Genomic DNA, 23,066 nt, shown 5'->3' with positions numbered 1-23,066 from the left:
TGTTTTGATGCTCGGGTGCGGCTACTGTTGGGACGATTTCTGATGCCGGAATACTAGCTTCCCACAGCGGGGGGCTAGTCGGGGAACGCCATCAGCCGCAGCGCCCGCCGAGAACGCGGACAAAGCACCCGCGGAAACAGGTCCTTCCTGCTCCAGATCGCTGAGGGACAGGCGGTACACACTGACGTGGCCGGGCAGCTCCACGGGCCCTGCCGAGCCTTGCCTGCGAAGCAGCGCTTCCGCAGCTTGGAGGCGCCCGTAGCCGGGTTGTTGACCGCCGACGTCGGCCGCCGCCTTCGCGATCACACGGAACCTGAGCGCTGCGGGCAGCTCACGTACGGCGTCTTCAGGCAACCACGCGCCGTCGTCCACGCGCTGCACAAGTGAGAGATAGGTCTCGTTGGCCAGCTCTTCAAGAAAGTCCGCGTCCTGCTGCAGGATTGCCGCGGTCCGGGCCAGCGATTCTGCAACACCCGGGCCGAGTTTCTCTTCCAGAACCGGCATCACTTCAACACGCGTCCTGGAGCGGGCAAAGGCGGGATCGGAATTACTGGGGTCGTGCCAGGGGGAGAGCTCCTCCACCCGGCAAATTTCCAGCGTCTCCTCACGGCGGAGACCCAAGAAGGGCCGGAGCAGGCGTCCCCGTGCGGGCCTCATGCCAGCGAGGGATCGTGTTCCGGACCCACGGGCCAAGCCCAGAAGTACCTGTTCGGCCTGATCGTCCAAGGTGTGACCCAGCAGGATCGCATCACAGTCCAGCCGGGATGCGGCAGACTCCAACGCAGCATGCCGGGCGTCCCGGGCTGCGGCTTCCGGTCCAAAACCAGTGGCGGCGACTTCCACGGTCCGCACTTCGACCGGAGAAAGCCCCAGCTCGCGCAGCACAGTAGCGGTACGGGCAGCCACCTCCGCGGAGCCGGCCTGCAGTTGATGATCCACCACTACGCCCGCCACGGACACTGGATGCCCGTCTACATGGCCCCGCCTGGCAAAGTAGGCGGCAACTGCTGCCAAAGCCAATGAATCCGGGCCTCCACTGCAGGCTACAAGCACACGTGAGGGATAGCCGGCGGAGGACAGGGCGTTCTGCAATTGCTTCCGCGCCTTGCCGACGACAGGCGCCAAACGCCCGGGCCGACGTCGACCCTTGGCTACAGCGCCCACAGCGGACCCGCTGGCGGTACCACCAGAACCAACAGGAACGCTCAAAGTCCCATCCGCTCAAGCCACAGCTTGGAGTTGTGGATCTCTTCTTCGGTGGGGAGGTACTCGGCGGACTCCCACACCCGGTTGAAGCCCTCCATGCCGGCCACGGCAACTACTTCGCGGACGAACTTGGCGCCATCGGTGTACTGGCGCATCTTGGCGTCCAGGCCGAGGAGGTTGCGGATGAACTTCTCCACCACGCCGCGGTCCTTGCCCCGTTCGTTGAAGCGCTGGCGGATGGTCCTCACGGAGGGGACGATGCTCGAATCCACGGCATCCATCACCACGTTGGCGTGACCTTCGAGCAAGCTCATGACAGCCGTGATGTGGGAGAGGGACGCCTTTTCCTCCGGGTTCTGGAGGAGATCCAGGATGGCGCCACGGCCTGGCGTCTTCTCGGAAGGGTTACGGTCGCGCAGTGACTTGGCCACAGCGCCGGCGCGTTCAACCAACGTATCCATGTTGCCCAGAAGATTGCCGCTGAGCTTCTCGATCTCATCCAGCATGTGGTGCCGGAGCCAAGGCGCAGCCGCGAACTGGACCCGGTGGGTCTGTTCATGCAGGCATACCCAGAGACGGAAGTCGTCCGGGTGGACGTTGAGTTCGCGCTCCACGGAGATGATGTTGGGCGCCACCAGCAAGAGTCGGCCGCCCGGGGGAACATTCGAATCCGGGGCCAGCGCAGCAAAAGGGTCGTACTGGCCGAGGACTTTACTGGAGAGGAACGCCAGCACGGCACCGAGTTGAGTGCCAGTGATGGCGCCGCTGGCAGCAGTCGCAGCCGGGGTCATTGCCACCCCGCTGCGGCTCTCCAGCATCTTCTCCAGGGCGGGCTGGAGCATCACTGAGAAACTTTGCGTGTTGGCCTTGGACCATGAGGCCCTGTCCACCACCAGGACGTGCGAATCGCGCAGGTCCTTCGCGGCATCCAAGCCGGTGATGTCGTGCACGTGCGGGACGGAGATATCCGCGTTGAAGCGCAGATTATCCACGGCCTTGCCGATTTCCCCGGCGCTAAGCTCCGGACCTGGAGGGGCAAGCCGGGCAGCCGTAGAGGCGGCCAGGTCCCAATTGATCAGGGCCGGGGCCCCTGCTGACGAATCGCGGGCAGATGACACCATACGGTCCATCACACCACACGTCTCTGACAGTGAGCCTTAAGTTCGCTCCGCGCTGAGGATTCAGCCTTGGCAGCCGCACGCGGCAAGCACCGACGCAGAGCGGTCCAAGGCCACCTTGTTGCCCGCGGCTCCGGGATCCAGCCCATTGCCGATGAACGAAAACACCAGCAGCCGGCCATCAGCGTCCACAACGTAACCGCTCAATGCGAGCACGGTATTCAACGTCCCGGTCTTAGCGCGTACCAGCCCGGCGCCCTCGGACGTGCCGGCGTCCACATACCTGTTATCCAGGGTTCCGGTAAGTCCGGCTACCGGAAACCCATCGAGCGCTGTCCGTAGGGCAGGGTCAGGTCCGCTGGTGATGGCACGGACAACCTCGGCAAACTGGTGGGCGGTGACCTGATTCTCCAAGGCCAGGCCGGAAACGTCAGCCAACTGCATCGAATCCGTGGCGATCCCCAGCTCCCCCAGCCTTTGCCGCACGGCTGCAGTGGCGCCGTCGTACGTCCCTGCCTGGCCGGACGCCAAAGCGGTCATGCGCCCCAACGCTTCGGCGAGGAAGTTGTCCGAAGACTCGAGCATGAGGTCCACTTGCTCGCTGACGGTGGCCGACTCAGCAGCAGCCAACACCTTGGCGGGGAGGCCTTTGCCGCGTTCTACGCCGGGACTCACCGGGACGCCCGCGGCCGCCAACTGATCGGCGAACGCCTGGGCGGTGGTGATGGCGGAATCCTGGGGTCGGGGACCGGTCAAAACCTCAGGGTTATAGCGGCCGGAGTTCAACGCCAAGGAAAACAGGGGCGCGGTTTCGCCGGCAGCGACGTCGTCCAGGCTCCAGGCGGGATTAAGGGGCGCGCCGCTGAAGAGTGAGTCGTCAACTTGTACGGTAATCGGTCCGTTCACACCGGCCGAAGCCAGAGCGGCGGCCGTGTCCGCAGCCAACGATGCCAGGTCGGCACGGCCAAGAACGGCTGAGGGTTCGGAGGCGCCGGAACCCAGCAGCACATCCCCTCCCCCGGTCAGCACCACTGTTGAGGGATTGTCGGATGCGAGCACGCGGGTGGTGAACCGGGACTCTGGGCCCAGCGCCGTTAGCGCGGCGACGGCGGTCAGCAGCTTCATGTTCGAGGCCGGGATGCGGTTGGCGTTGGCGTCGCGATCAAAAAGGACTTGGCCCGTGGAGGCGTCCATCACCACGCCGCTGATGCTGCCGGCACCATCCGGTGTGAGCGTGGCGTTGAGGAGTTTTGCCACCTGGGCAGGCACAGGAATAGGAGCCTTCGCATCCAAGGGAAGCACACTGTTGACGTCGGATAGACGGTCCGGCACCTTATGCCAGGCGGGAACTGCAGGCATGGGCTTCGGGACAGTGATCAGGCCCGGAAACATCCCCACCACCACTACGGCGCCAAGGCATAACAAAACTGTGGTCAGTAGCAGCGGCCATGCAAAGCGCCCCCACACCGGCGTATCCCGCTTGCGGGCACCCCCGTTTTTCACGCCCATCATGGAAGTTGCTTGGTCCTGTCAGTCCTGAAATGTCCCCGCCGGTTCAAGAAACCCGGGCCTCTCGCTATATCCTCAATAGTAGTCGGCGGCGCCGGCCGTGCTTTTGCCTGCCGCGCCCCACCCACACCCGTCAAGGAGCATTCCATGAAGCACGACGTGACCATCGAGATCCCCAAGGGATCGCGCGTCAAGTACGAAGTTGACCACGAAACCGGCCGTGTCCGCCTGGACCGCGTCTTGTTCACCTCCATGCAGTACCCCACGCACTACGGTTTCTTCGAGAACACCCTGGGCGAAGACGGCGACCCGTTGGACGCATTGGTGCTCCTGCAGGACTTCGATCTCCACCCGGGCGTCATTGTTGAGTCCCGCCCCATCGGCGTGTTCAACATGACCGACGACGGCGGCGGAGATGCCAAGGTCCTCTGCGTTCCCGTGGACGCACGTTTCGACCACATCCAGGAAGTCAGCGACGTCAGCGAATTCCTGATCAAGGAAATCGAGCACTTCTTCACCCGCTACAAGGACCTTGAGCCGGGCAAGTGGGTCAAGGCTGAAGGCTGGGGCGACCGTGCCGCTGCCGAAGCCGAGCTGGAAGCTTCCATCAAGCGCTACGTCCCGGCTGCCGGACACTGATTCTTCCCCAACCGAGTCGCAGTTAAGCGCGTTTTGAGCGGTCAAAACGCGCATTAATGCGACTCAGTTGGGTCCCGACGGCGGTTGGTGCGGTTCCCTGCGAACCGCACCGGCCGCCGTCGTTCTTTTTTATGCACATGGGCATGTCTCCCCATCGCGGCAGCTCGCAGGTCCCTTTAGGCTGGGACGAGACTTTTCGATGCTTGTTTACAGGGGGTTCCACATGGCTGGGTTCTATGGCGCGGACATAGCGCAGCTTCGCAGTCTGGCAGGCGTGATGGGCAAAGCTGCCGACGCCATCAGCCTGCAAAGCACACAGTTGTCCAACGCGATCAACTCCACCACGGCATGGCAAGGCCGCGATGCCACCGTGTTCAAGGGTGATTGGAACTCCCAGCACCGGCAGAGCCTGGTCAAGGCCGCCAACATGCTCCGTGAGAACGCGAGCCAGCTGAAGAAGCACGCCAACCAGCAGGAATTCGCCAGCCACAATGACGGCTCCGGCACTTCGGTGGGCGTTCTCAAGGACGTCTATGACACAGCAATGGGCGTCAAAGGACTGGCCGCACCGCTGTGGACGGCGTACAAATACCTCAAGCTTGGCAACGCCGAATGGGTGAAGACCCGCGAAGTCCTGACCAACTGGCGGGCAGGCGGGACCGTCATCCGGGACGCCATGACCGCGCTGCGCAACGGTGAGAAAGTCACCGACGTCCTCAACGACGCCAGGGCCAGCATCCCCTACAGCCAGGCATTCCAGGACGCCAGCAAGTTCTCCAAAGGCCTCCGGATAGCCGGAGCGCTGGCGGCACCGCTGAACATCGTTGGCGGCATCAGCGACATGATCAACCCCCAGCACGACGGTTGGCGCGGGACCGGCGATCGCGTGGCCGGCGGACTGTCCGTCGTGGGTGGCGTTGGCAGCATCATGCTCATGACGGCCGGTGGCGCAGCCCTGCTGGGCCCGATCGGTGCTCCGATCGTGATCGGCGCCGGCATTGTTGCCGGAGCCTGGGCTTTGGGCAACCTCGTGGCCGACAACTGGGACTCCATCAGCAACTTCGCCCGCAACCCGGGCAGCTACATTGCCGACGGCGCCAAGGAGGTGGCGGGCTTCGCGAAGGACGTAGGCAGTAAGGTGGCAGACGGGGTCAGTGACGCCGCCAAGTCAGTCGGAAACTTTGTCGGAGGGATATTCGGATGACCACCAGCACCATGAAATGGACCCAGCGGGACATTGAGGCCGCAGCGAAGGTCCTGGCTTCGGCCAGTGCAATCGGAGCGCCATTGCCCACACTGACCGATGAAGAGATTGTGGCACTGGACGGCGTTCAGCACGAACAGCTGGTGGCCCTGCCGTGGCTTTCGGCCCAGGACGCCAGCAAGGAGCTCATGTGCGCTATTGCCCTGCGCGGCCTGCTGGCCAAGGAACTCGTGTACCCGGTGGTCTTCGAGGGCGAAACTGAACCCTCGCGGCTGCACGCCACCGAGGAAATCACGGGCGCACTCACCCTCCGCCGTAGCGGAAGCAGCATCGTATCCGTGGAGCGCACCGTCTCCACCGGCAAGCGTTGGCTCTACAGCTACCTCCACGACGACGGCGTACTGCTGGAGGAAGTGGACGAGAGCGGACTGCACGGCTTCACGGTGATCACCCGCGAACAACTGGTACCGCGCCTGGCTGAATTCGTGGACCCGGAAAAGGCTGCCGCGCGCGACTCGGACCCTGCCCTCTACACGGAGGCCCAGTTCGAGGCCCACGCAGCCACAGCCTTGGCTGACACCCAAGCCGCAAGCAACGTGGTGGCATTCAACTCCGACACCAACGATTTCCCCACCGTCACTGTGTATACCGGCCCGTCCGGCGTCCACGTGCTGACTCCTCGTGTGGAGGGCGCGCCGGAATCCGATCTGCCGGAGCAGGGCGGAGCCGTGACCTTCGAGTTGCAGGAAACTTCCGCCCCTTCCTTGGCCCGCGTCCTGGGCGGACTGGCCGGGCTGGCCTGACGTTCCGGTCCTGACGTTCCGCTCCAAAACGTGCCGTCCAAAGCCGCATCCCGCCGTCGAGCTGAAAGCCCCTCATGAGCACTCCTAAACCCTCAACTTCCACCGGCTTGGTGGATCCGCTGACCGGACGCCCTGTCCGCCGCCACACGGACACCGGCGCGTACTTCGTCAAGGCCAGCGGCACTGCGCACTTCTGGGGCCGTGTGTTGGATGCCGTGGTGTTCCTGGTGGGCTACGCGGTCCTGGCCGTGATCGCCGTCGTGATCCGGGAGGCCATGATGAACAGCGGCTCGGCCTTGGGATACAACGACGGTTTGTGGCTGACGCTCTACGTGGTCCTGTGGTTTGTTGGGCTTTTCATATACGGCATGATCTGGGGATCCGTGGGCAGCGTAGGCGACGCCGCAGCCGGTATGCGCTCTGTGCGTATCAAGAACGGCACGACGGCGGGAGCCTGGTTGGGCGGTTGGCGCGCCGTCTGCTGGTCTTTCTTCCCGTTCTTCGTGGTGATGCTCATTGCCTCCGCCATCAGCGGCGGCGGAGATGACACCTGGGACCCGAAGTTTGCAGCCATGGACCGGCGCTCGGGAATCGCGCAAGGCCAGCAGCCCATCCCGGACCCCAAGGTAGCGGCGGCAGAGCAGGCGGCTGCTGCAGAGCGGCAGAACCTGCCCAACCTTTACGGCCAGCGCCCGGATGCACGGCCGTAACTGGCTGGTTCGCCGGGTTGAGCGCAAGCTCGGTCCTGAGTTGGGGCAGCTCCGCTACGTAGCCTCCTCACGCAAGATCTTCTGGAAGGTCCTGCTCCCCTGCCTAGTTGTGGGTTTCGTCTTTGGGACCATCGCCGAGTTCGTCAGCCCCATCCGCTCCACGCGGGAAGCCGGACATTTCGATGACCCCGCCTTCTTTGCGTTGACGAGCATCCTGACCGGCCTGCTGCTGTGGACCATGACCTTCCTGGGGAGTTTCCGCAAACTCTTGGTGTTTGATGCCGGGGTGGTGGCCAAGTACTCGCAGAAACACACCACTTTGGTGCTCCGCTGGAATGACGTGGTGCCCGGCAGCATCAAAGCTGTCACCACCATCGATGGCACCGACCCCGATCACAGACTCGTGGCACGCAGCAAGGTTTCTCTGGGCGCCGGAGGCCAGTTTGCGGTGGTTTTCCAGGCCCGCGGCACCTTCTGGGTCTTTGCCTCCAACAACCACCCCGCCCCTTTGGTCCTAGTCATCCAAGGGGCCATGCAGGACGCCGGAATACCCGACGCCGCGCGGGCGGCGGCAGGTGCGCTGCCCGCCGTCGTACTGACGGGACAAACGGCGCTTGACTGACCGGTTTGACTCACCAGTGGGCAAATTTGGCCCTTGCAGACCGACTACCAGCCGGTAGCATGTGATCCAATATGTTCACTCTCACCATCAACCAACGCGACAGTCGCCACGACGGCGATCTTGTGCCGCAATTGCTCAAGGACCTGCGGCACATTCCTGCGCGGCTCGACTTTGACCGCTCGGTTGAAGACGAGGTCCAAGGCATCGTGGAGTGCAGCCATCAAGCCGTGGAGACGGCCCTGATCGCGCTCCGTACGGGCCAGTGGTACGTGGGTATCGGGGTGGGGCCCATTAACGAGCCCTTGCCCAACCTGGTCAAAGACGCCTCCGGACATGGCCTCGTTTACGCCCGCAGGGCGGTGGACCGTCTTCGCAACGGCAAAGAACGTGTTCCCGTGGCAGTGGACGGCCCCCTTGCCGCCCTCGCTTCAGAGGCTGAAGCCGTGCTGCGACTCCTGGGGCACATAGTGCAGCACCGGAGTGCAGCGGAGTGGCGGGTGTTGGATCTGCTCACCCCGGGTGTCCGGGGTCAACAGCGAGCCGTTGCCCAGGAGCTCGGCATCACCACTCAGGCAGTCAGCAAAGCGCTGGCGCGGGCACAGTGGGCAGAGGAACACGCCGCCCGTCCCGCAGCAGCCCGTTTGCTGCAGATGATTCTCGAAGTTCGCTGACTGACCAGGAGGGCCCATGCCGTACACCGTTGATTTCAAGACTGTATCCACAGTCGGCTTGGAATCGTCGCCGGTAGCCGAGGCTGCAGCTGGGTTGCGCGCCAATGAGGCCCGCTACTTCCACAATAAGTACAACCACGTATTTCAGGTGAGCCCGGCAAATGAGGTTCCGGACGTGGTGGACCGCGTCAGCCGGATCCTTCGCGAAGAACGCGACCTGGTCATTGAGTCCCGCCCCCTGGAAGCCACTGCGTTCCAGGTTGAAGACCTTCATATGGCCTACGTCTTTTACGAATCAGGCCTGGCCATCAACGTGATGTACAGCCTTGAAGACGGGAAAAGGGCGGTTGGTTTCAAGCTGGCCGACGGGATGGAGGTCCCTGCCGAGTTGGAAGCGAAGTTCAAGTTTGCCCGGCAGAAGTCAAAGCTTGCCGGGACTATCCGGGGTTCCTACTTTGTCATCAAGGGCGAGTACCCACCCACCCCTGCATAACCCAACTGAGTCGCAGTTAAGCGCGTTTTGAGGGCTCAAAACGCGCTCTGCTGCGACTCACTTGGGTCAGCGCGGGAGGTTACTGGTTGCTGATGTTGTCCTTGGCGGTGCCGGCGCGGTCCTGCACGTCAGCGGCAGCTGCCTGGCCTTCGTCCTTGACGTTGGCCGCGGCTTCCGTGGCGCTGTCCTTGACGTTCTGCATGGCATCCTGTGCTGGCTCGCGCAGGTGCTCGGCAACTTCCTGGGCCGCGTGACTCAGCTCATCGGTGAGGGGCTGAGCTGCGTCCTTGACCGCTTGGGCAGCTTCGCGTTCCTTTTCCGAAGCCGGGAACAGGGAGGACACCAGCAAGCCCGCGCCGAAAGCGATCAGGCCGGCCGCGATCGGGCTGCCCTGTGCCTTGCGGGTGATGACCTGCGGGGCGTCCCCGATGTCCGAGACTGCACCGGAAACATTGCTGGCCACACCGGAAACAGCGTCCCCGGCCCGGTGTGCAGCGTTCCCGGCAGCATCACTGACGTCATCGCGGGCGCCGAACACAGCGGTTTTGATCTTGTCCACCCGGCGGTTGACGATGTGCGACGGCGTGACCTTGTCAGCCACGGCGTCAACGTTGGTACTGAGCCGCCGGCGAGTTTCTTCGATATCGGCGCGCAGGGCGTCGGGGTTCTGCGTCATCGTGTCTCCTCAGTGTTCGGTTTCAAAGCGGGGGGTATTTCTTTGACCGTCTCAGCGGTCTGGGGCATGCCTTTGATGGCGTTGAGTTCCTTGCGGCCCTTGGCAGCCAAAACGGCTGCGACGATTCCCCAGATGACCGCGACGATTACGGCGGACCACCCGAGACCAACAAGCTGGCCCAAAGCCCACCAGAGGGCAATGGACAGGAACAGCACGGTGATGTGGCCAGCGTATGCAGCCCCACCCAGCATCCCTGCGCCCTTGCCTGCCTTGGTGGCGGACTCCTTGAGTTCCGCCTTGGCCAGCTCCACTTCCTGCCGCATCAACGTTGAAACATCACGCGTCAGGTCGCTCAGGAGCTCACCCAGGGGAAGGGTCTCCGCCTTCATGTGCGCTTCTGTGGGAGGTAGATCGGCGGGACTGCTCATCGGTGACCTCCATACTGGGGGTCATCGGGGTCGAGCGGTCCTGCCAGCGGGTCGCCTTGGGCCTTAACGCCGCCAGCCTCGGTCTCCGGGTAAGGGAGCGTGGACCCGTCGTAGCCACCGGTGGTTCCCGCGTCGTAGCCGGTGGTGGTGGCCGAGCCGTATCCGGCGGTGGTGGCCGTCGGTCCGGGGAGGTCCACTGCCGGCGGAGTCACCGCACCCCCCTGGGTGGGGTAGCCCTGGGTGGGGTAGTACGCGGCGCGAGGCGTCTCCGTGGTGGCTGGCACGCCGCTTGTGGAGGCCGCATCGGAGGCGTTGCCTGCCATGCCCCGGCCCAGGCGGCCGGCAAGGATGCCCGCACCCGCAGCGATCATGAGGAAGGCTCCCGGCTTGCGACGTGCGAAGCCCTTGACTTCATCCAGCAGCGAGCCGGGATCCCGGCCTTCCAGCCACTGGGCAATCGAGGAGGATCGCTGCGCCGCCTGCTGGACCAGATCGGTTGCTACGCCACCGTTTTCAGTCGAGTTGGCCATGGTGGAAAGTTCGTCGGAGATGGACCGCAAACCTTCTGCAACACGCTGCTGCTGGGCCTGAGCCTGATCGGCCAGCTCACCTTTGGTCTGCGTCAGCAGTTGGCGGGCGTTGACCTTGACTTCGTGAGCCACGTGACCGGCCTCGGTCTTGGCGGTGTCCACGACTCCGCCGGCAGCCTCGCCTACGGCGCCTGCGACTCCCGCAGCTTCTTCCTTGGCAGTATCCACCTTGCCTGAGCTGGCGGAACCTGAACCCGTGGGGGTTCCGCTGATTCCCGTGGTTCCTGCAGTTTGGGTCTCACCATCGGCCGAGTCCAAGTAATTTCCCGTGAACGGTTCGGTGCCTACATGGGCACCGGTGGTTGGCGCCGCGAAGCTTCCGTCCTGCGGCGATTTGCTCTCAGTCATTATCGCTCTCTTTCCACAGTTGGCAGGCTGCGGACAGCAGCCGGGATAGTAAGTATCGTTACTATCAATGGGTGTGTACCCGCCTGACCCGGTTCTAATCGCCTGAATCTGCAAAAGATGCCGTGGCCCACATTCGCCGCTTTTCGCTCGACACGGGAGGGCAGACCTGTCAACGTTGGTTTGATGAGCCAATTGCCCAACAGGCGACGGCTGATTCCCGCGCTACGAAAAACCGTGACCCGCCACCGCCTCTTGTTTGCCGCCAAAACGGCTGTTGCAGCCGGACTGGCCTGGTACCTCGCACCGTTTATGCCCGGACCGGCCGCCGAATATCCGTACTACGCACCACTGGGCGCCCTGGTGAGCATGCACCCCACAGTGGCCGACTCCGCCAAACATGGCCTACAGAGCCTGGCAGGGTTGGTGCTGGGCATCGGCATGGCCTTCGCCATCACCACCGTGGCCGCCCCTACTGCCCTTGCCGTCGCGGTGGTGGTGGGACTCGGCGTTCTCATTGGCGGCCTTCCCCGGCTTGGCACGGCTTCCGAGTGGATTCCCATGGCCGCACTGTTCGTCCTTGTACTGGGTGATTCAAATGCGGAGGGATTCTCCTTCGCCTATGTCCTCCAGATGGCCCTGGGCGTCAGCGTTGGATTCGCGGTGAACTGGCTCATATTTCCGCCCCTTCACCTGGATGACATCGATCCCGCCATCGCGGGGCACCAAGGCGCGTTGTCCCGCCAGCTCAAGGACATGGCCCGGGCCATGGAAGAGTCCTGGCCACCAAACCATGAGGCCTGGGCAAGCCGCAGCGACGAACTTTCACTCACGGCAGCCGGCGTCCGGACGGCGGTGCATCAAGCTGAACTGAGCGCCAAAGCGAACCCCAGGTCCCGCCGTCGTGCAACCCGCCTGCCCAGCGACCTCGCCGGTCTGCGCACCCTGGAACGCCTTACCTTCCACGTCCAGGACATCACCGACGTCCTGGCCAGCGCCATCTGGGAGGAGGGGGCGGGGACGGTCATCCCGGATGCCGTCGTGGGCCCCCTTTCGGAAGCTTTGGAGTCCGTGGCGGCGGTGGTCGATCACTGGCGCGACGCCGAAAACGGTGAGTTGGCCAACCGTCTGGCGCAAGCGAAGGACAGCATCGGCGTACTCAGCGACGCCGTGGCCGAGGCCGCCGCTGACCAATCCCCCGTCAACGCGCCGGCGTCCGTGGCCATGAGCCTGCGCCGGATCCTGACCGTGGTGCTGTCTGCCGAATAGGGCTACCGCGGCCTCAGCGGAGGAGACGCCTCCCGCCCCTTTCCTGCGCCGAGTCCATCCAGCATTTCTGCCAGTGACTCCAGCGAAGAATGCGTGGGCGACCAACCCAGAAGAGCGTGCGCCCGGGCGGTGTCCATGATTGGTGCGCTGGCCGCCATGTCCACCCAGCCGCTGTCGGTCACCTGCAGGCGGAGTCGCCAACTGACCTCGACGACGGCGCGCAGCACCGTCAGCGGGAACGGCATCACCCGCCGGGCGTTCAGAATCCACGCCAAGGCGTTGGGGTCGATGACTGGCTGGGCGGCAATGTTGAATGCGCCTTGCGCTTTGCGCTCCACCACTCGCCAGTAGGCATCGGCGACGTCTGCCGTGTGGACTGCCTGGAACACCATCTCTTTGGGGACGGCGAGGAACGGCAACCAAGGCTTACGCGGAACCAGCCGGGGCAGAAACCGTCCCAGGAAGTAGCGGCCAACCTCGCTCCCCGCACCGGCACTAAACATCAGCGCCGGGCGGAGCCGCGCCACCACAATGCCGGGGTTTTCCTTGGCAAAACTGTCCAGGAGCCTCTCCTGCGCTGCCTTATCCACGCTGTAGTGCGAGCTGCGGATCCCGCCGGCAGGCCAGTCTTCCGTGGTTCGTTGGTCCTTGGGGGCCGGGGAGTACGCTCCCACCGATGATGCGCACACCACGTGTCCCACTCCGGCCTTGCGGGCGGCGGCCAACACGTGGGCTGTCCCGGCTACATTGGTCCGGCGGAGCATCTCCCGGTTGTGGTTCGGCTGGATCAGCCACGCCAGATGAACCAGTGCATCGGCCCCTGCCAACGCTGCTTCCAGGGCGGGTTGATCCTCAGCGGCACTGATGTCCAGGGTGTGCCACTCGACTCCGCGATACGGGGCGGCGTCCTGATCAGGTTGCCGCCGGACCACACCCACCAGCTCCAAGTCCGCGCCCTCTTCAGAACGTGCCCTCTGGAGCCGTTTCAGCAGTTCAGTACCGCCGTGTCCTGTTGCACCGATGATCACAATACGCATGTCTGCTTCTTCCTCAGGTCTGCGGGGCTTCGCCCGTGGAACGGATGCGTTCCAGGACCGCTGTGGTGGAGTGTTCGGGCACGTAGTCCAGGATGGTCACAGTGCCGCCGTAGCGTTCCACCGCCTCGGTTTCCTGGAGCATCTCCGGTGTGTAGTCGCCGCCTTTGGCATAGACATCCGGCCGCAGGAGATCTATGAGCGGTATGGGAGTGGGGGTATCGAAAACCGTGACATGGTCCACGCAGCTGAGTGCCGCAATGACTGCCGCCCGGTCCGCTTCATAGTTGACCGGCCTGTCCGGGCCCTTGAGTTTCCGCACGGAGGAATCGCTGTTCAGCGCCACCACCAGCACATCACCCAGTTGCTTGGCCTGGTTGAGGTAACGGGTGTGGCCGCGGTGGAGTACATCGAAGCAGCCGTTGGTCAGCACAATCCGTTTGCCCTGCCGACGGTGCTCATCCACCTGCCGGGCCAACTCGGCATCCGTCAGTGCTGTATCGGCGAATCCCCGCAGGTGCTTTGCCAGTTCGACGGTGGTACAAACGGAGGTACCTGGCCGGTGGACCACCACATCGGCGGCCGCTTGAGCCAGGTTCACGCTGCTGGTCAGCGGCATTCCCGCGGCCCGGGCGATAGTCAACGCCGCCACGAACGTATCGCCGGCACCCGAAGCTTGTTTCTCCGCCTGCGGCCGCGCCCAGGTCCGGTGGGTTGCCGGCTTTTGCAAGGTGTCGTTACGCCGGATCGTCAAGGTTCCCTCGCGGTCCAAAGTCACGACGACGGCGGCCGCACCTGAGGCGCGCAGGAGCTGGTCAGCGTGGGCTTCCACAAAGGGACACCTGGCAGCGCCTCCGGGAAACTCGGTCCCCAGCAGCCCGGCGGCCTCCTGTGCATTCGGGGTGGCGAGGTCCGGCTTGAGCCCGGCCCAACGTCCTGGATGGTGGGCGTCCACTACCAGCAGGGTGTCCTGCCGGGCATTGGCAGAGCCTGCTTCGTTGGTATTCGGGCCGTCGTTTCGGGGACCCAGGTGATCGAAAATTGCATCCCGCACCGCACCGTCCAAAGCCCCGGCTCCGTAGTCGCAGAGAACCACGGCTGATGAGCCGCGGAGGGCTTCCGGGACAGCAGCGGCCATCTGGCGGAGGCCATCAGCGGGGAGCTCCTTGGAGGCATCGTCCAGGCGCAGCATCACCTGCCCGCCGCTGCTCACCCGGAATTTGGTGGTGGTTGTCATGCCTGCATGGGCGACGACGTGCGATACGTCCACTCCCGCCGAGCTGAGCTGATCCAGTAGCGTGTGGCCTCCGGAGTCCTCTCCCACCAGGGAAACAAAGCGAACGTCCGCCCCCATCGCGGCGAGGTTCATTGCCGTATTGGCGGCACCTCCCGGGGCGAAGTCGCGGCGCTGGACCTGGACCACAGGGGCCGGGGCTTCGCGGCAGAATCGGTCTATGGTTCCATCCCACCAGCCATCCAGAATGGAATCTCCGATGACCGTCACAACAGGACGTTCCTCGGCCAAGCGACCCGGCAACCAGTCAGCCAAGCCTTCTTGATTGGCCAGGCCTTCTTGATTGGATAGGCGTGCCATGGGGTACCTTCCGATTGGGCTCACAGTTTCCTGTTCCCCTCAGGTACCCCGCGGCGGGGGCTTCACACGCTGAGCCCGGGAGTTTCCGCCCGGAATCACTACGGCCCCGGAGCTACGGAAGAACCAGCCCGAAGCACAGCCAGCGAAAGGAATCACTCCATGGAGAAACCGCTGACGACTCCGAGCCCCGGCGTGGGTCCAATCCTGGAAAAGTTCAATGACGTCAAGCGAATTGCGATCCTCAGGGGCGGCGGTTTGGGTGACCTGATCTACACCTATCCCGCCCTCTCTGCGTTGAAGAACGCCTACCCCGCCGCCGCCATCACGCTCTTGGGCACACCCATCCACGCGGCAGTGGTGGCCGCAACGGAAGGTCCCGTTGACGACGTCCAGATGTTGCCCGTGGCGCGCGGCGTCCACGACGGTCCACGGAACGGCGAGCGCTTTGAGGGCGATGCGGAGGATATTGCGGCGCAGGAGGCCTTTGTAGAGGCGATGCGGGCCAAGGAGTTTGATGTTGCGTTCCAGATGCATGGCGGCGGACGCTTCTCCAACCCTTTCCTGCTCCGCCTTGGTGCGCGCCACACAGTGGGCACGCGGACCAAGGACGCGGATCGGTTGGAGCGGAATCTGGACTACGTCTACTACCAGAACGAACCGGACCGCTGGCTGGAGCTCGCAGGTTTGGCCGGAGCTCCGCCGATCATCGCTCCTCCCCTTCGCCCGCTACCGGAACATCAAAGGAACATCGCGGGATTCAGGGACCCTCAACGGAGGTCTTTGGTGGTGGTCCACCCGGGTGCCACCGATCCGCGAAGGCGATGGCCGGCGTCGTACTTCGCTGAAGCGGTGGCCGCAGCAGCAGCCGAAGGGGCGCAGGTGTTGATCGTGGGTGACCGTTCAGAGAAGGCCTTGGCGCAGGAAGTGGCGGAATCGGCGGTCCGGCATCTCACTGAGGTGGACAGCAAAGCCGTGCGCTCCGTGGCTGGCGAATTGGACATTGGAGACTTGGCTGCGCTCTTGGCGGACGCCACGGTGATGCTCGCCAGTGACAGCGGTCCGCGGCACCTGGCGCAGGCGATGGGGACGCCTACGGTAGGAATCTTCTGGGTGGGCAACGCCCTGAACGCCGGTCCGCGCGGTCGGAGCCTGCACCGCGTCCACATGTCCTGGGTGACGCGCTGCCCGCGCTGTGGCTCGGACGTCACCCAAGTTGGTTGGACGGCACCGCATTGCGGCCACGACGACACCCTCATCAGGGGCATCGCCGTGGCCGACGTTGTTCAGGACGTCCTGGACCTTACGGCCACGAGCCTTCTTCTGCGGGGCAAATAAGGAGTTCGCGGACCTCGCTGCCGAACGGCTGGGAGAGGGCGAACACCACGGCCTGCGCCACGTTGGCGGGATCGTTGAGCTTGGAATCGTCCTGCGGTTTGTATTGTTCGTCGCGGTCATCGAAGAAGTGCGTTTTCATGCCGCCAGGGATGATGGTGGTGACGCCGATCACTCCCCCTGTTTCTGCGGCCAAGGCCCGGCTGAAGCCGATCACTCCGAACTTGGAGGCGCAGTATGCCGTGGCATCAGGCAGCGCCCGGAGCCCGAGTGTGGAGGCGATGGTGATGGCCCGGCCCCGGGATCCCTTGAGGTACGGCAAAGCTGCCCGGATGACGGACACTGTGCCTAGGAGGTTCACTCCGATGACCTTCTCCCACTCATCTGCCGGAACGTCGCCCAACTTGCCGCAGCGATCAATGCCTGCGGCAGTGACCACCCCGTCCAGGCCGCCCAGGGTTTCGGCGGCCTCCTTGACGGCAGCTTCCACTGCTTCGCGGTTGGAGACGTCCACTTCCAAGGCTTTGGCGCCGGAGACGTTGCTGACGTCGCGGTCGAAGACGAAGGGTGTGCCGCCGGCGTCGCGGATGGCTTCCACGATCGCAGCGCCAAGTCCGGAGCCGCCTCCAGTGACGATGACGCGGCCGGGTGTTTGCGTGTTCATGCGGTTCCTCTCGGTGATGGTTGATTGGTCAGCTGACCTTGGCAAGCGCTGCAGCCAAGCCGCTGGTGGAGCGTGCCGGGTGGAAGGGCACTGTCACGCAGCGCCCTCCCCAGTCCGCCACCAGGCGGGCTTCCGGCAATTCTTCGGAGGTGTAATCGCCACCCTTGACCCAGATATCGGGCCGGATGTCGCTGAGGCAGGCTTCGGGGGTGTCCTCGCCGAAGACCACCACGGCGTCAACGCATTCGAGTGCCAGCAGCAACTCCGCCCGATCTTCCACGCTCACGATCGGACGGTGCGCGCCCTTAAGCCGCCGGACCGATTCATCGGAATTCAGGCACACGATGAGGCAATCGCCCATGCTGCGCGCGGCAGCCAGCGTCCGGGCGTGGCCGGCGTGGAGGAGGTCGAAGCAGCCCCCCGTGGCCACCACCGTGCCTCCTCTGCTCCGCACGGCCCGGGCCAGTTGGACGCCATCCGGATGCAGGTCACCCCCGTCCACCACTTCAAGACCCTTAAGTTCGACGACGGGACTCGATTGGTTCCCGGAAGTTGACGCCGCCGCGTCGGTCACCACCGCCAGCGATGCCACACCGCCCGCGGCGAGAAATGTTGATGCGTCCTCCACCGCCCTGGTCACCGCCTGATCGAGGTCGAGCCCCATCCCCAAGTGGACGGCGAGGCTTCCGGCCAGCCGGTCGCCGGCTCCGCAAGGATCACTGACAGTGGTCCTGGGTGCGGGGATGCCCTGCGCCGCGCCATCGGCGGAGAGCAGGAACGCCCCGTCTGCACCCTTGGTCACCAGAACGGCGCCACTTCCCCACTTTTGGAGCAGGTATTGGCCAGCTTCTTCGGCACCGGTACGGGACGGGTCCAAGCCTCCCGCTTTGGCGGAGGTCAACGCTTCGGCAAGGTTGGGCGTCACGACGGCGACCCCCTCCACGGGTTGGGAACCGGCAGGATGCGGGTCCCACACCACAGGGACGCGCTTGGCAGCATCTGTGAGGGCGGAACGAATCTCGGCGTTGGCGGCGATTCCTCGGCCGTAGTCGGCCACCACAATGGCATCCGCCGAGGCAATGGCATGGAGCATTTCTTCCGTACAGGCCGGGACGGGAGCCGGCGCGCATCCTTCGTCGAACCGGACCATCGGATGCGTCCCGATCCTCACGCGCGTCTTGGTGGGCGTCGGGGCGAGCGGGGCTCCGGCGAGCACAGACACGCCGGTCAGTGCTCGCCTGAGGTGGCTGGCGCCGTCGTCGTTCCCCAAGGCGGTGACCAGCGCGACGTCGTGGACGTCGCGCGCGAGCACGGTAGCCACCAGACCCGCGCCACCTGCACGACGCCGGATGTCGGCCACGTCCACCACCGGCACCGGCGCGTCGGGGCTGAGCCGCGTGGCGGTCCCGTTGATGTCGACGTCGAGGAGGACATCCCCAACCACGGTGATCCTCAAGGCTGCCGCCCTCCGAAGGAGTTCAATGCCGAGCCGGCCCGTCGGGCTACCTCGGCATCAAAGGCCCGGCACACGGCATGGATGGCGATGAGGTGTCCTTCCTGGGCATTCGCGGCAATAGCGTCCACGGTGATGGCCTGATCGCTGGCATCGGCGAGCGGGTTGGGGCCGGTGCCCGTGAGTGCCCAGGTGGTGATGCCGCGTTCCCGTGCTGCACGGACGGCTTTGAGCAGGTTGGGGCTGCGGCCACTGGTGGAGAGCAGGATAAGAACATCCCCGGCGCGGCCGTGGGCCCTGACTTGGCGGGCGAAGACTTCCTCAAAGCCGTAGTCGTTGGAGAGTGCAGTGACGGCGGAGGACTCTGCGTGGAGCGAGATCGCGGAAAAGGGCGCGCGCTCCTCGTCGAACCGGCCCACCAGCTCGGCGGTGAGGTGTTGCGCCTCAGCAGCTGAACCGCCGTTGCCAGCCGCCAGCAACCGTTGCCCGGATAGCAGCCTCATGGCGAGTTCGGTGCCCCACTCGGATAAGCGTCCCGACTGCGAGCGCAGGGATTCCAGAGCGGGCAGGACGTTGTCCAGGTGTTTGGTGACCTCGGCGATGTGGTTGGAATTGCTGGCGTCCGGGGACCACCGGGCAGGCACGTTATCCGGGAGTGCCGACGGGAGGGTGGATTCTTGGGCCATAAGGCCTTTGATAGTCACAGTGCCGTTCCTTCCAATGGTTCCAAGCGTTCGCCGGCTTGCCGGGACAGTCCTGCCGCCAGAACGGATCGGTAGGCTTTCTCGGTGTCTGCGGCGATGCGTTCCCAGGAGTAGCGGGAACGGGCCCGCCGAGCACCGGCACGGCCCATGTCGGCGCGAAGATCAGGATCTGCCAGCAGCTTTCCCAGCGCCTCGGCCAAGGCTTCGGGGTCACGGGGCGGGACATGCAGTCCGGTCTTCTGATCCACCACGGTTTCCCGCAGCCCGCCCACAGCTGCTGCCACCACAGGCACGCCGCAAGCCATGGCTTCAAGGGGCACGATGCCGAACGGCTCATACCAAGGAGCGCAGACCACGGCGTCGGCGCTGCGGAAAATTCCGGGCATCGCATCCCGCGGGACCTGGCCACGCATGCTCACTTTGTCCTCGACGCCAAGTTCCTTCGCCAAGGTATGGAGGCGCTGGGCTTCTGGGTCTTCTTCAAGCGTCAGGGCGTCACCGGAACCGCCCACAATCAGCAGTTCCACGTCGTTGAAGCCCGCCTCTGCCAGCAGCGGCAGGGATTGGATGATCAAGTCCACGCCTTTGCGTTGCACCAGGCGTCCCACGCTGAGGATGCGATGCGTGCGGGACTTGGTTTCGGCGTCGGACGTTCCCGGGAACAACGTGAGATCCACACCGCAGGGTGCGACTGAAATTTTGGACCGGCTGATGCCAAGGGCCTTGAGTTCGAAGACCTCATCGGGGCACGTGGCGATGACCCAGTCCGCGGTGCGTCCTACCCACGGTTCCAGCCATTCCCGGGCCGGCGGGCTGGTGTCCGCGGCCCCTTGGTGGCGGCGTTTCACCGATCCGAGGGCATGGAAAGTCTGCACCACTGGTACGGGATCCGCTGCTTGTGCCCGGCGGGATGCTTGGATGGCAGCGAGTCCGGACATCCAGAAGTGAGCATGCAGCACGTCCGGCAGGTGGCCGGCCCAGTCTGCGCAGATCCCGTCCGCCAGCTCTCCCATGTACGGCAGGAGATCGTCTTTGGGAATGCGCCGGGCCGGACCGGCATCCACGTGAACAACGCTGAGTCCCGGCCCAACCTGCACCTTTGCAGGTAGATCGGGGTCATCGCGCCGCGTGTACACCGTGACCTGATGTCCGCGGTCTGCCAGCGCTGAAGACAACGCCGCCACGTGGACGTTTTGCCCTCCGGCGTCAACGCCTCCCAAGGCGGCCAACGGACTGGCGTGTTCGGAGACCATGGAGATTTTCATGGGTGCGTCCTCTCTGTGTGGTGGCGGCGGGCGCCTTGGGGGAGGTCAGCCAGGAGTTGGTCCCAGGCGCCAAGAAACGTGTCCAGCCCATAGCGTTGCAGCGCGGCCTCGCGGGCCACCATGCCCATGGCGTAGGCGTCGTCGGGGTCATCCAGCAGCCGCCGGGCGAACCTCTGGAGATCGCCGACGTCGTTGGAAACCAAGCCTGCACCGCGCGGAATGGCGCGGCTCGCCTCGGTGGTGGCTAGTGCCAGGACGGGCATGCCAAGGTGCATGGCTTCCAGCAGCGCCAACCCGAGCGAGGTCCAGCGCAGGGGATGAAGGTACAGGCGGCAGCGGGCAAGTTCCTGGTGGAGTTTCGGGGCCGGGACGTCACCGGCGATGCGTAGCCTTTCCTCGCTGAGGCCGAATCCCTTGAGGTTCAGTGCTTCGGGCAGGGCCTCTGTCCCCATGCCGAAGACCCGCAGCGGCCCCACACCGGCAAAGCCCGGGAGCAGGTCCGTTCCCGTGACCCGCCCACGCCGGACAGGCTCGTTAACCACCACGCCCATCTCTTCCTGCTCCCCCGTGTACAGGTGTCCGGGGTCCGGGATGCCGTGCTCAATTACCGTGGTGGTTGCCGTTCCCGTGTCCCAAAAGAGTTGATTGAAATGGGTCACGTGGACCACGGGAATGGCGCCCTGGTCCGCCAAGGGGTGCAGGGTGAATGGGACGTCGCCCTTGGGGGTGTTGTGTTCCAGGTACACGGCCGGGAGGTCAACGCCGGGGCTGCGGCCAAGAGTTCGGGCAACTGCTGCGATTTCTTCCGGCCGCTGAAGGACAACAGCGTCCACACTGCCAGGGTCCAGGGTTTCCAAGTCCACTTCCTGCGCGGCGGCAGGCCACTGACGGCCGCCTCGCCCCAAACCCCACGCGCCGCCGTCGGACGTTTTCGGGAGCAGGTACTCATGCCGGCCGCGGACGAATGCCTCCATCCACCCGCCGTGGACGTGCCACACCAGGATCCTCATGGCTTCCACACCTTTCGTCGGGTGGACAGAGATGACACGCCACCCAGGAGCCGTTCAACAGCTTCCACAACCTGTTCCGGGGTCACTGAGCTCAAACAGGGATGCCCGGCGACAGGGCAAACACGGGCACGGGAGTTCTTGCAGGGCGCCTCCTGGTCGCCCAGCAGTTCCAGCGGGACGCCGTACGGTGCCCATCGGATGGCTGGAACCACCGGGGCGAACAGGCACACTACCGGCGTTCCCACCGCTGCCGCCAGATGGGCGGGACCGGTATTGCCGGTGACTACGACGGCGGCTCCCGCCAGTACCGCTGCGAGCGTCCGGAGGTTGGTTCCACCGCCGAGGTTCCGGGCAGCGGGGCCGGCCACCGTTGCCGTGAGCGAAGTTTCGTCCGGGCCTCCTGTCACCACCACCCGGTGCCCGTACGCCTCCAAAAGTTCCACAGCTGCTGCATGGTGAAGTGCGGGCCATGCCCTTGCCGGTGCGGCAGATCCCGGATGGACCACAATGTACCGGCCCTCATCAGCCAGCTCATCAGCCACACCTTCAGGGTCCTCGCAGGTGGTGATGCGAAGCTTCCCATCATCCCCGTTGGGCAGCACATACCCGCCGGCCTCTGCGATGGTGAGCGCCCGGATCGCTTCCGGTTGATCCTCCGGGAAATCCTCGCCAGGTTTGAGCCGGACATCCAGGAGCGAGCCCGCGTAGTCCGTTGATGCACCCGTGATTTTTTTGACGCCGGCCAGGCGAAGGAGCATCGCCAGCGGAAGCGGGGACTGGTGGAAGGAGGTAAGAATGACCGCTTCCTGAATCCGCGAACTGCGGACAAACTCGATCAAGCCCCGGGTCATCTCATCCGTGACAGGCGGCGCGGGATTCACAATCCACGGGCACGCCCACGTGTGCACTTGGGTGACTCCTGGCAGTAGCTCCGCTGCGCTCGATCCTTCGGGACCGCAGAGCAGAACCACGTCATTGGGTCGGCTGCCATCGGGGCGGCTTCCGTTCGCCACGGCCCGCAGGGCAGGTCCGGAAAGGAGGACATCGCCCATACTGTCCAGCCGGGCTACCAGGACGCGGCTCATACAGGGGCATCCTGCTCGTCCAAGGTCCGGGCTATAGTCCGGTCCGGAGTCCCGGTCAGAGTCCGGTCCGGTGCCTCCGTCAGCAGGAGCTCCACCGCATGGCCCAGGTCCTCCGCAACGCGGTGGGCCGCCTCAATCTCTTCGCGTCGCGTGACTTCCGTTGGCACCAACACAGCCTTGACACCGGCAGCAGCAGCCGCCTCCATGTCAGCACCAATGTCGCCAACGAAGGCCGCCTCCTCCGGGCTGATACCCAGGGTGTGGCAGGCTTCCAGGATCATTCCCGGCCGGGGCTTGCGGCAGGCGCAACCGTCCTCTGGTCCGTGCGGACAGAACTCCCACACGTCGAACGGTCCCAGTAACTGATCCACCCGGTGGTTGACGGAGTGCACCTGCTCCACGGTCAACAGCCCACGCGCCACGCCCGACTGGTTGGTTACCACTCCCGTGGCCAGCCCTGCCTGGCGTACTTTTTGCAATGCTTCACGGGCACCATCCATGGGTCGCACCAGCTGCGGATCGCCGTTATATGGCACGTCAACAACCAGTGTTCCGTCGCGGTCAAACAGGACCGCCTTCAACGTTACGGTTCCTCCCATACCCGCAACGTTCCCCGGTTCTCCCGGCGCTAAACAATGCGGC

24 protein-coding genes are annotated in these 23,066 nt (G+C 64.7%); 9 read left to right on the top strand and 15 right to left on the bottom strand.

The annotated features are described in order from the left end of the window. Positions 1 to 21: 21 nt before the first annotated feature. The 3 genes from tilS to dacB form a co-directional block, all read right to left on the bottom strand. Complete coding sequence (gene tilS, locus ACZ5J0_RS00665; protein ID WP_308196360.1) at positions 22 to 1,092, bottom strand: tRNA lysidine(34) synthetase TilS; 1,071 nt, start codon at positions 1,090 to 1,092, stop codon at positions 22 to 24. 113 nt (positions 1,093 to 1,205) lie between these two features. Next, complete coding sequence (locus tag ACZ5J0_RS00660) at positions 1,206 to 2,327, bottom strand: zinc-dependent metalloprotease (RefSeq protein ID WP_142937192.1); 1,122 nt, start codon at positions 2,325 to 2,327, stop codon at positions 1,206 to 1,208. A gap of 60 nt (positions 2,328 to 2,387) precedes the next feature. Then, a complete protein-coding gene (dacB, locus tag ACZ5J0_RS00655) occupies positions 2,388 to 3,833 on the bottom strand; it encodes a D-alanyl-D-alanine carboxypeptidase/D-alanyl-D-alanine endopeptidase (RefSeq protein WP_464094758.1) in 1,446 nt (481 codons plus the stop codon). Positions 3,834 to 3,980: 147 nt separating this feature from the next. Between dacB and ACZ5J0_RS00650 the strand changes: the two genes are divergently transcribed. The 7 genes from ACZ5J0_RS00650 (at position 3,981) to ACZ5J0_RS00620 (ending at position 8,975) form a co-directional block, all read left to right on the top strand. Continuing rightward, positions 3,981 to 4,472, top strand: coding sequence for an inorganic diphosphatase (locus tag ACZ5J0_RS00650; RefSeq protein ID WP_039239147.1), 492 nt, complete (start codon positions 3,981 to 3,983; stop codon positions 4,470 to 4,472). Between the two features lie 223 nt (positions 4,473 to 4,695). Next, positions 4,696 to 5,676, top strand: coding sequence for a hypothetical protein (locus ACZ5J0_RS00645; RefSeq protein WP_166842693.1), 981 nt, complete (start codon positions 4,696 to 4,698; stop codon positions 5,674 to 5,676). Then, positions 5,673 to 6,479: a hypothetical protein gene (locus ACZ5J0_RS00640; RefSeq protein ID WP_223941409.1), complete on the top strand. Its 807-nt coding sequence runs from the start codon at positions 5,673 to 5,675 to the stop codon at positions 6,477 to 6,479. The genes ACZ5J0_RS00645 and ACZ5J0_RS00640 overlap by 4 nt, the downstream gene beginning before the upstream one ends. Before the next feature lie 74 nt (positions 6,480 to 6,553). Next, positions 6,554 to 7,189, top strand: coding sequence for an RDD family protein (locus tag ACZ5J0_RS00635; RefSeq protein ID WP_142937195.1), 636 nt, complete (start codon positions 6,554 to 6,556; stop codon positions 7,187 to 7,189). Further along, complete coding sequence (locus ACZ5J0_RS00630) at positions 7,176 to 7,811, top strand: hypothetical protein (RefSeq protein ID WP_464093935.1); 636 nt, start codon at positions 7,176 to 7,178, stop codon at positions 7,809 to 7,811. Before ACZ5J0_RS00635 ends, ACZ5J0_RS00630 begins: the two co-directional genes overlap by 14 nt. A 71-nt stretch (positions 7,812 to 7,882) precedes the next feature. After that, positions 7,883 to 8,482, top strand: coding sequence for a hypothetical protein (locus ACZ5J0_RS00625; protein WP_142937197.1), 600 nt, complete (start codon positions 7,883 to 7,885; stop codon positions 8,480 to 8,482). Positions 8,483 to 8,498: 16 nt separating this feature from the next. Beyond that, on the top strand, positions 8,499 to 8,975 hold the full coding sequence (locus tag ACZ5J0_RS00620) for a phage tail protein (RefSeq protein WP_250820431.1): 477 nt from the start codon (positions 8,499 to 8,501) through the stop codon (positions 8,973 to 8,975). Positions 8,976 to 9,054: 79 nt separating this feature from the next. Here ACZ5J0_RS00620 and ACZ5J0_RS00615 read toward each other — a convergent pair whose 3' ends face one another. Genes ACZ5J0_RS00615 through ACZ5J0_RS00605 form a run of 3 tightly spaced genes read right to left on the bottom strand, consistent with a single transcriptional unit; the run spans position 9,055 to position 11,017 of the window. Further along, complete coding sequence (locus ACZ5J0_RS00615; RefSeq protein ID WP_142937199.1) at positions 9,055 to 9,651, bottom strand: DUF3618 domain-containing protein; 597 nt, start codon at positions 9,649 to 9,651, stop codon at positions 9,055 to 9,057. Then, a complete protein-coding gene (locus tag ACZ5J0_RS00610) occupies positions 9,648 to 10,079 on the bottom strand; it encodes a phage holin family protein (RefSeq protein ID WP_142937200.1) in 432 nt (143 codons plus the stop codon). Before ACZ5J0_RS00610 ends, ACZ5J0_RS00615 begins: the two co-directional genes overlap by 4 nt. Next, on the bottom strand, positions 10,076 to 11,017 hold the full coding sequence (locus tag ACZ5J0_RS00605; protein ID WP_464093934.1) for a hypothetical protein: 942 nt from the start codon (positions 11,015 to 11,017) through the stop codon (positions 10,076 to 10,078). The genes ACZ5J0_RS00610 and ACZ5J0_RS00605 overlap by 4 nt, the downstream gene beginning before the upstream one ends. Before the next feature lie 183 nt (positions 11,018 to 11,200). Between ACZ5J0_RS00605 and ACZ5J0_RS00600 the strand changes: the two genes are divergently transcribed. Beyond that, on the top strand, positions 11,201 to 12,283 hold the full coding sequence (locus ACZ5J0_RS00600) for an FUSC family protein (protein ID WP_223941405.1): 1,083 nt from the start codon (positions 11,201 to 11,203) through the stop codon (positions 12,281 to 12,283). Positions 12,284 to 12,285: 2 nt separating this feature from the next. Here ACZ5J0_RS00600 and ACZ5J0_RS00595 read toward each other — a convergent pair whose 3' ends face one another. Beyond that, positions 12,286 to 13,320: an NAD-dependent epimerase/dehydratase family protein gene (locus tag ACZ5J0_RS00595; protein WP_464093933.1), complete on the bottom strand. Its 1,035-nt coding sequence runs from the start codon at positions 13,318 to 13,320 to the stop codon at positions 12,286 to 12,288. Between the two features lie 13 nt (positions 13,321 to 13,333). Then, a complete protein-coding gene (rfaE2, locus tag ACZ5J0_RS00590) occupies positions 13,334 to 14,911 on the bottom strand; it encodes a D-glycero-beta-D-manno-heptose 1-phosphate adenylyltransferase (protein ID WP_464093932.1) in 1,578 nt (525 codons plus the stop codon). Between the two features lie 159 nt (positions 14,912 to 15,070). On the opposite strand from rfaE2, the gene ACZ5J0_RS00585 reads away from it, so the two are divergent. Beyond that, positions 15,071 to 16,246 carry a glycosyltransferase family 9 protein gene (locus ACZ5J0_RS00585; protein ID WP_464093931.1) on the top strand — a complete coding sequence of 392 codons (1,176 nt, stop codon included), beginning with the start codon at positions 15,071 to 15,073 and terminating at the stop codon, positions 16,244 to 16,246. Here ACZ5J0_RS00585 and ACZ5J0_RS00580 read toward each other — a convergent pair. Genes ACZ5J0_RS00580 through ACZ5J0_RS00550 form a run of 7 tightly spaced genes read right to left on the bottom strand, consistent with a single transcriptional unit; the run spans position 16,212 to position 23,023 of the window. Next, positions 16,212 to 16,907: an SDR family oxidoreductase gene (locus tag ACZ5J0_RS00580; protein ID WP_464093930.1), complete on the bottom strand. Its 696-nt coding sequence runs from the start codon at positions 16,905 to 16,907 to the stop codon at positions 16,212 to 16,214. The genes ACZ5J0_RS00585 and ACZ5J0_RS00580 overlap by 35 nt on opposite strands. 28 nt (positions 16,908 to 16,935) lie before the next feature. Further along, positions 16,936 to 18,363 (bottom strand): PfkB family carbohydrate kinase, encoded by a 1,428-nt coding sequence (locus ACZ5J0_RS00575; RefSeq protein ID WP_464093929.1) that lies wholly within the window; start codon positions 18,361 to 18,363, stop codon positions 16,936 to 16,938. Then, the gene (locus ACZ5J0_RS00570; RefSeq protein ID WP_464094757.1) at positions 18,360 to 19,046 is read right to left on the bottom strand and encodes a D-sedoheptulose-7-phosphate isomerase; all 687 of its coding nucleotides are present in this window, start codon (positions 19,044 to 19,046) and stop codon (positions 18,360 to 18,362) included. Before ACZ5J0_RS00570 ends, ACZ5J0_RS00575 begins: the two co-directional genes overlap by 4 nt. 14 nt (positions 19,047 to 19,060) lie before the next feature. Continuing rightward, entirely contained in the window at positions 19,061 to 20,329 is a 1,269-nt protein-coding gene (locus tag ACZ5J0_RS00565; RefSeq protein ID WP_250820424.1) for a glycosyltransferase, read from the bottom strand. After that, positions 20,326 to 21,339, bottom strand: a complete 1,014-nt coding sequence (locus tag ACZ5J0_RS00560; protein ID WP_142937205.1) for a glycosyltransferase — start codon at positions 21,337 to 21,339, stop codon at positions 20,326 to 20,328. The genes ACZ5J0_RS00565 and ACZ5J0_RS00560 overlap by 4 nt, the downstream gene beginning before the upstream one ends. Beyond that, complete coding sequence (locus ACZ5J0_RS00555; RefSeq protein ID WP_464093928.1) at positions 21,336 to 22,424, bottom strand: glycosyltransferase family 9 protein; 1,089 nt, start codon at positions 22,422 to 22,424, stop codon at positions 21,336 to 21,338. The genes ACZ5J0_RS00560 and ACZ5J0_RS00555 overlap by 4 nt, the downstream gene beginning before the upstream one ends. After that, positions 22,421 to 23,023 carry a D-glycero-alpha-D-manno-heptose-1,7-bisphosphate 7-phosphatase gene (locus tag ACZ5J0_RS00550; protein ID WP_464093927.1) on the bottom strand — a complete coding sequence of 201 codons (603 nt, stop codon included), beginning with the start codon at positions 23,021 to 23,023 and terminating at the stop codon, positions 22,421 to 22,423. Before ACZ5J0_RS00550 ends, ACZ5J0_RS00555 begins: the two co-directional genes overlap by 4 nt. Positions 23,024 to 23,066 lie beyond the last annotated feature (43 nt).

Source organism: Arthrobacter sp. DualSoilB13 (assembly GCF_055389195.1).
The sequence above is the reverse complement of the archived record's forward strand: the minus strand, read 5'-3'. Positions and strand labels throughout refer to the sequence as shown.

What these genes read in the sequence shown, in the direction of transcription:
- ACZ5J0_RS00660 (WP_142937192.1), bottom strand. Translation starts at nt 2,327, where the DNA reads ATGGTGTCATCTGCCCGCGATTCGTCAGCAGGGGCCCCGGCCCTGATC.
- dacB (WP_464094758.1), bottom strand. Translation starts at nt 3,833, where the DNA reads ATGGGCGTGAAAAACGGGGGTGCCCGCAAGCGGGATACGCCGGTGTGG.
- ACZ5J0_RS00650 (WP_039239147.1), top strand. Translation starts at nt 3,981, where the DNA reads ATGAAGCACGACGTGACCATCGAGATCCCCAAGGGATCGCGCGTCAAG.
- ACZ5J0_RS00645 (WP_166842693.1), top strand. Translation starts at nt 4,696, where the DNA reads ATGGCTGGGTTCTATGGCGCGGACATAGCGCAGCTTCGCAGTCTGGCA.
- ACZ5J0_RS00640 (WP_223941409.1), top strand. Translation starts at nt 5,673, where the DNA reads ATGACCACCAGCACCATGAAATGGACCCAGCGGGACATTGAGGCCGCA.
- ACZ5J0_RS00635 (WP_142937195.1), top strand. Translation starts at nt 6,554, where the DNA reads ATGAGCACTCCTAAACCCTCAACTTCCACCGGCTTGGTGGATCCGCTG.
- ACZ5J0_RS00630 (WP_464093935.1), top strand. Translation starts at nt 7,176, where the DNA reads ATGCACGGCCGTAACTGGCTGGTTCGCCGGGTTGAGCGCAAGCTCGGT.
- ACZ5J0_RS00625 (WP_142937197.1), top strand. Translation starts at nt 7,883, where the DNA reads ATGTTCACTCTCACCATCAACCAACGCGACAGTCGCCACGACGGCGAT.
- ACZ5J0_RS00620 (WP_250820431.1), top strand. Translation starts at nt 8,499, where the DNA reads ATGCCGTACACCGTTGATTTCAAGACTGTATCCACAGTCGGCTTGGAA.
- ACZ5J0_RS00615 (WP_142937199.1), bottom strand. Translation starts at nt 9,651, where the DNA reads ATGACGCAGAACCCCGACGCCCTGCGCGCCGATATCGAAGAAACTCGC.
- ACZ5J0_RS00610 (WP_142937200.1), bottom strand. Translation starts at nt 10,079, where the DNA reads ATGAGCAGTCCCGCCGATCTACCTCCCACAGAAGCGCACATGAAGGCG.
- ACZ5J0_RS00605 (WP_464093934.1), bottom strand. Translation starts at nt 11,017, where the DNA reads ATGACTGAGAGCAAATCGCCGCAGGACGGAAGCTTCGCGGCGCCAACC.
- ACZ5J0_RS00600 (WP_223941405.1), top strand. Translation starts at nt 11,201, where the DNA reads ATGAGCCAATTGCCCAACAGGCGACGGCTGATTCCCGCGCTACGAAAA.
- ACZ5J0_RS00595 (WP_464093933.1), bottom strand. Translation starts at nt 13,320, where the DNA reads ATGCGTATTGTGATCATCGGTGCAACAGGACACGGCGGTACTGAACTG.
- rfaE2 (WP_464093932.1), bottom strand. Translation starts at nt 14,911, where the DNA reads ATGGCACGCCTATCCAATCAAGAAGGCCTGGCCAATCAAGAAGGCTTG.
- ACZ5J0_RS00585 (WP_464093931.1), top strand. Translation starts at nt 15,071, where the DNA reads ATGGAGAAACCGCTGACGACTCCGAGCCCCGGCGTGGGTCCAATCCTG.
- ACZ5J0_RS00580 (WP_464093930.1), bottom strand. Translation starts at nt 16,907, where the DNA reads ATGAACACGCAAACACCCGGCCGCGTCATCGTCACTGGAGGCGGCTCC.
- ACZ5J0_RS00570 (WP_464094757.1), bottom strand. Translation starts at nt 19,046, where the DNA reads ATGGCCCAAGAATCCACCCTCCCGTCGGCACTCCCGGATAACGTGCCT.
- ACZ5J0_RS00565 (WP_250820424.1), bottom strand. Translation starts at nt 20,329, where the DNA reads ATGAAAATCTCCATGGTCTCCGAACACGCCAGTCCGTTGGCCGCCTTG.
- ACZ5J0_RS00560 (WP_142937205.1), bottom strand. Translation starts at nt 21,339, where the DNA reads ATGAGGATCCTGGTGTGGCACGTCCACGGCGGGTGGATGGAGGCATTC.
- ACZ5J0_RS00555 (WP_464093928.1), bottom strand. Translation starts at nt 22,424, where the DNA reads ATGAGCCGCGTCCTGGTAGCCCGGCTGGACAGTATGGGCGATGTCCTC.
- ACZ5J0_RS00550 (WP_464093927.1), bottom strand. Translation starts at nt 23,023, where the DNA reads ATGGGAGGAACCGTAACGTTGAAGGCGGTCCTGTTTGACCGCGACGGA.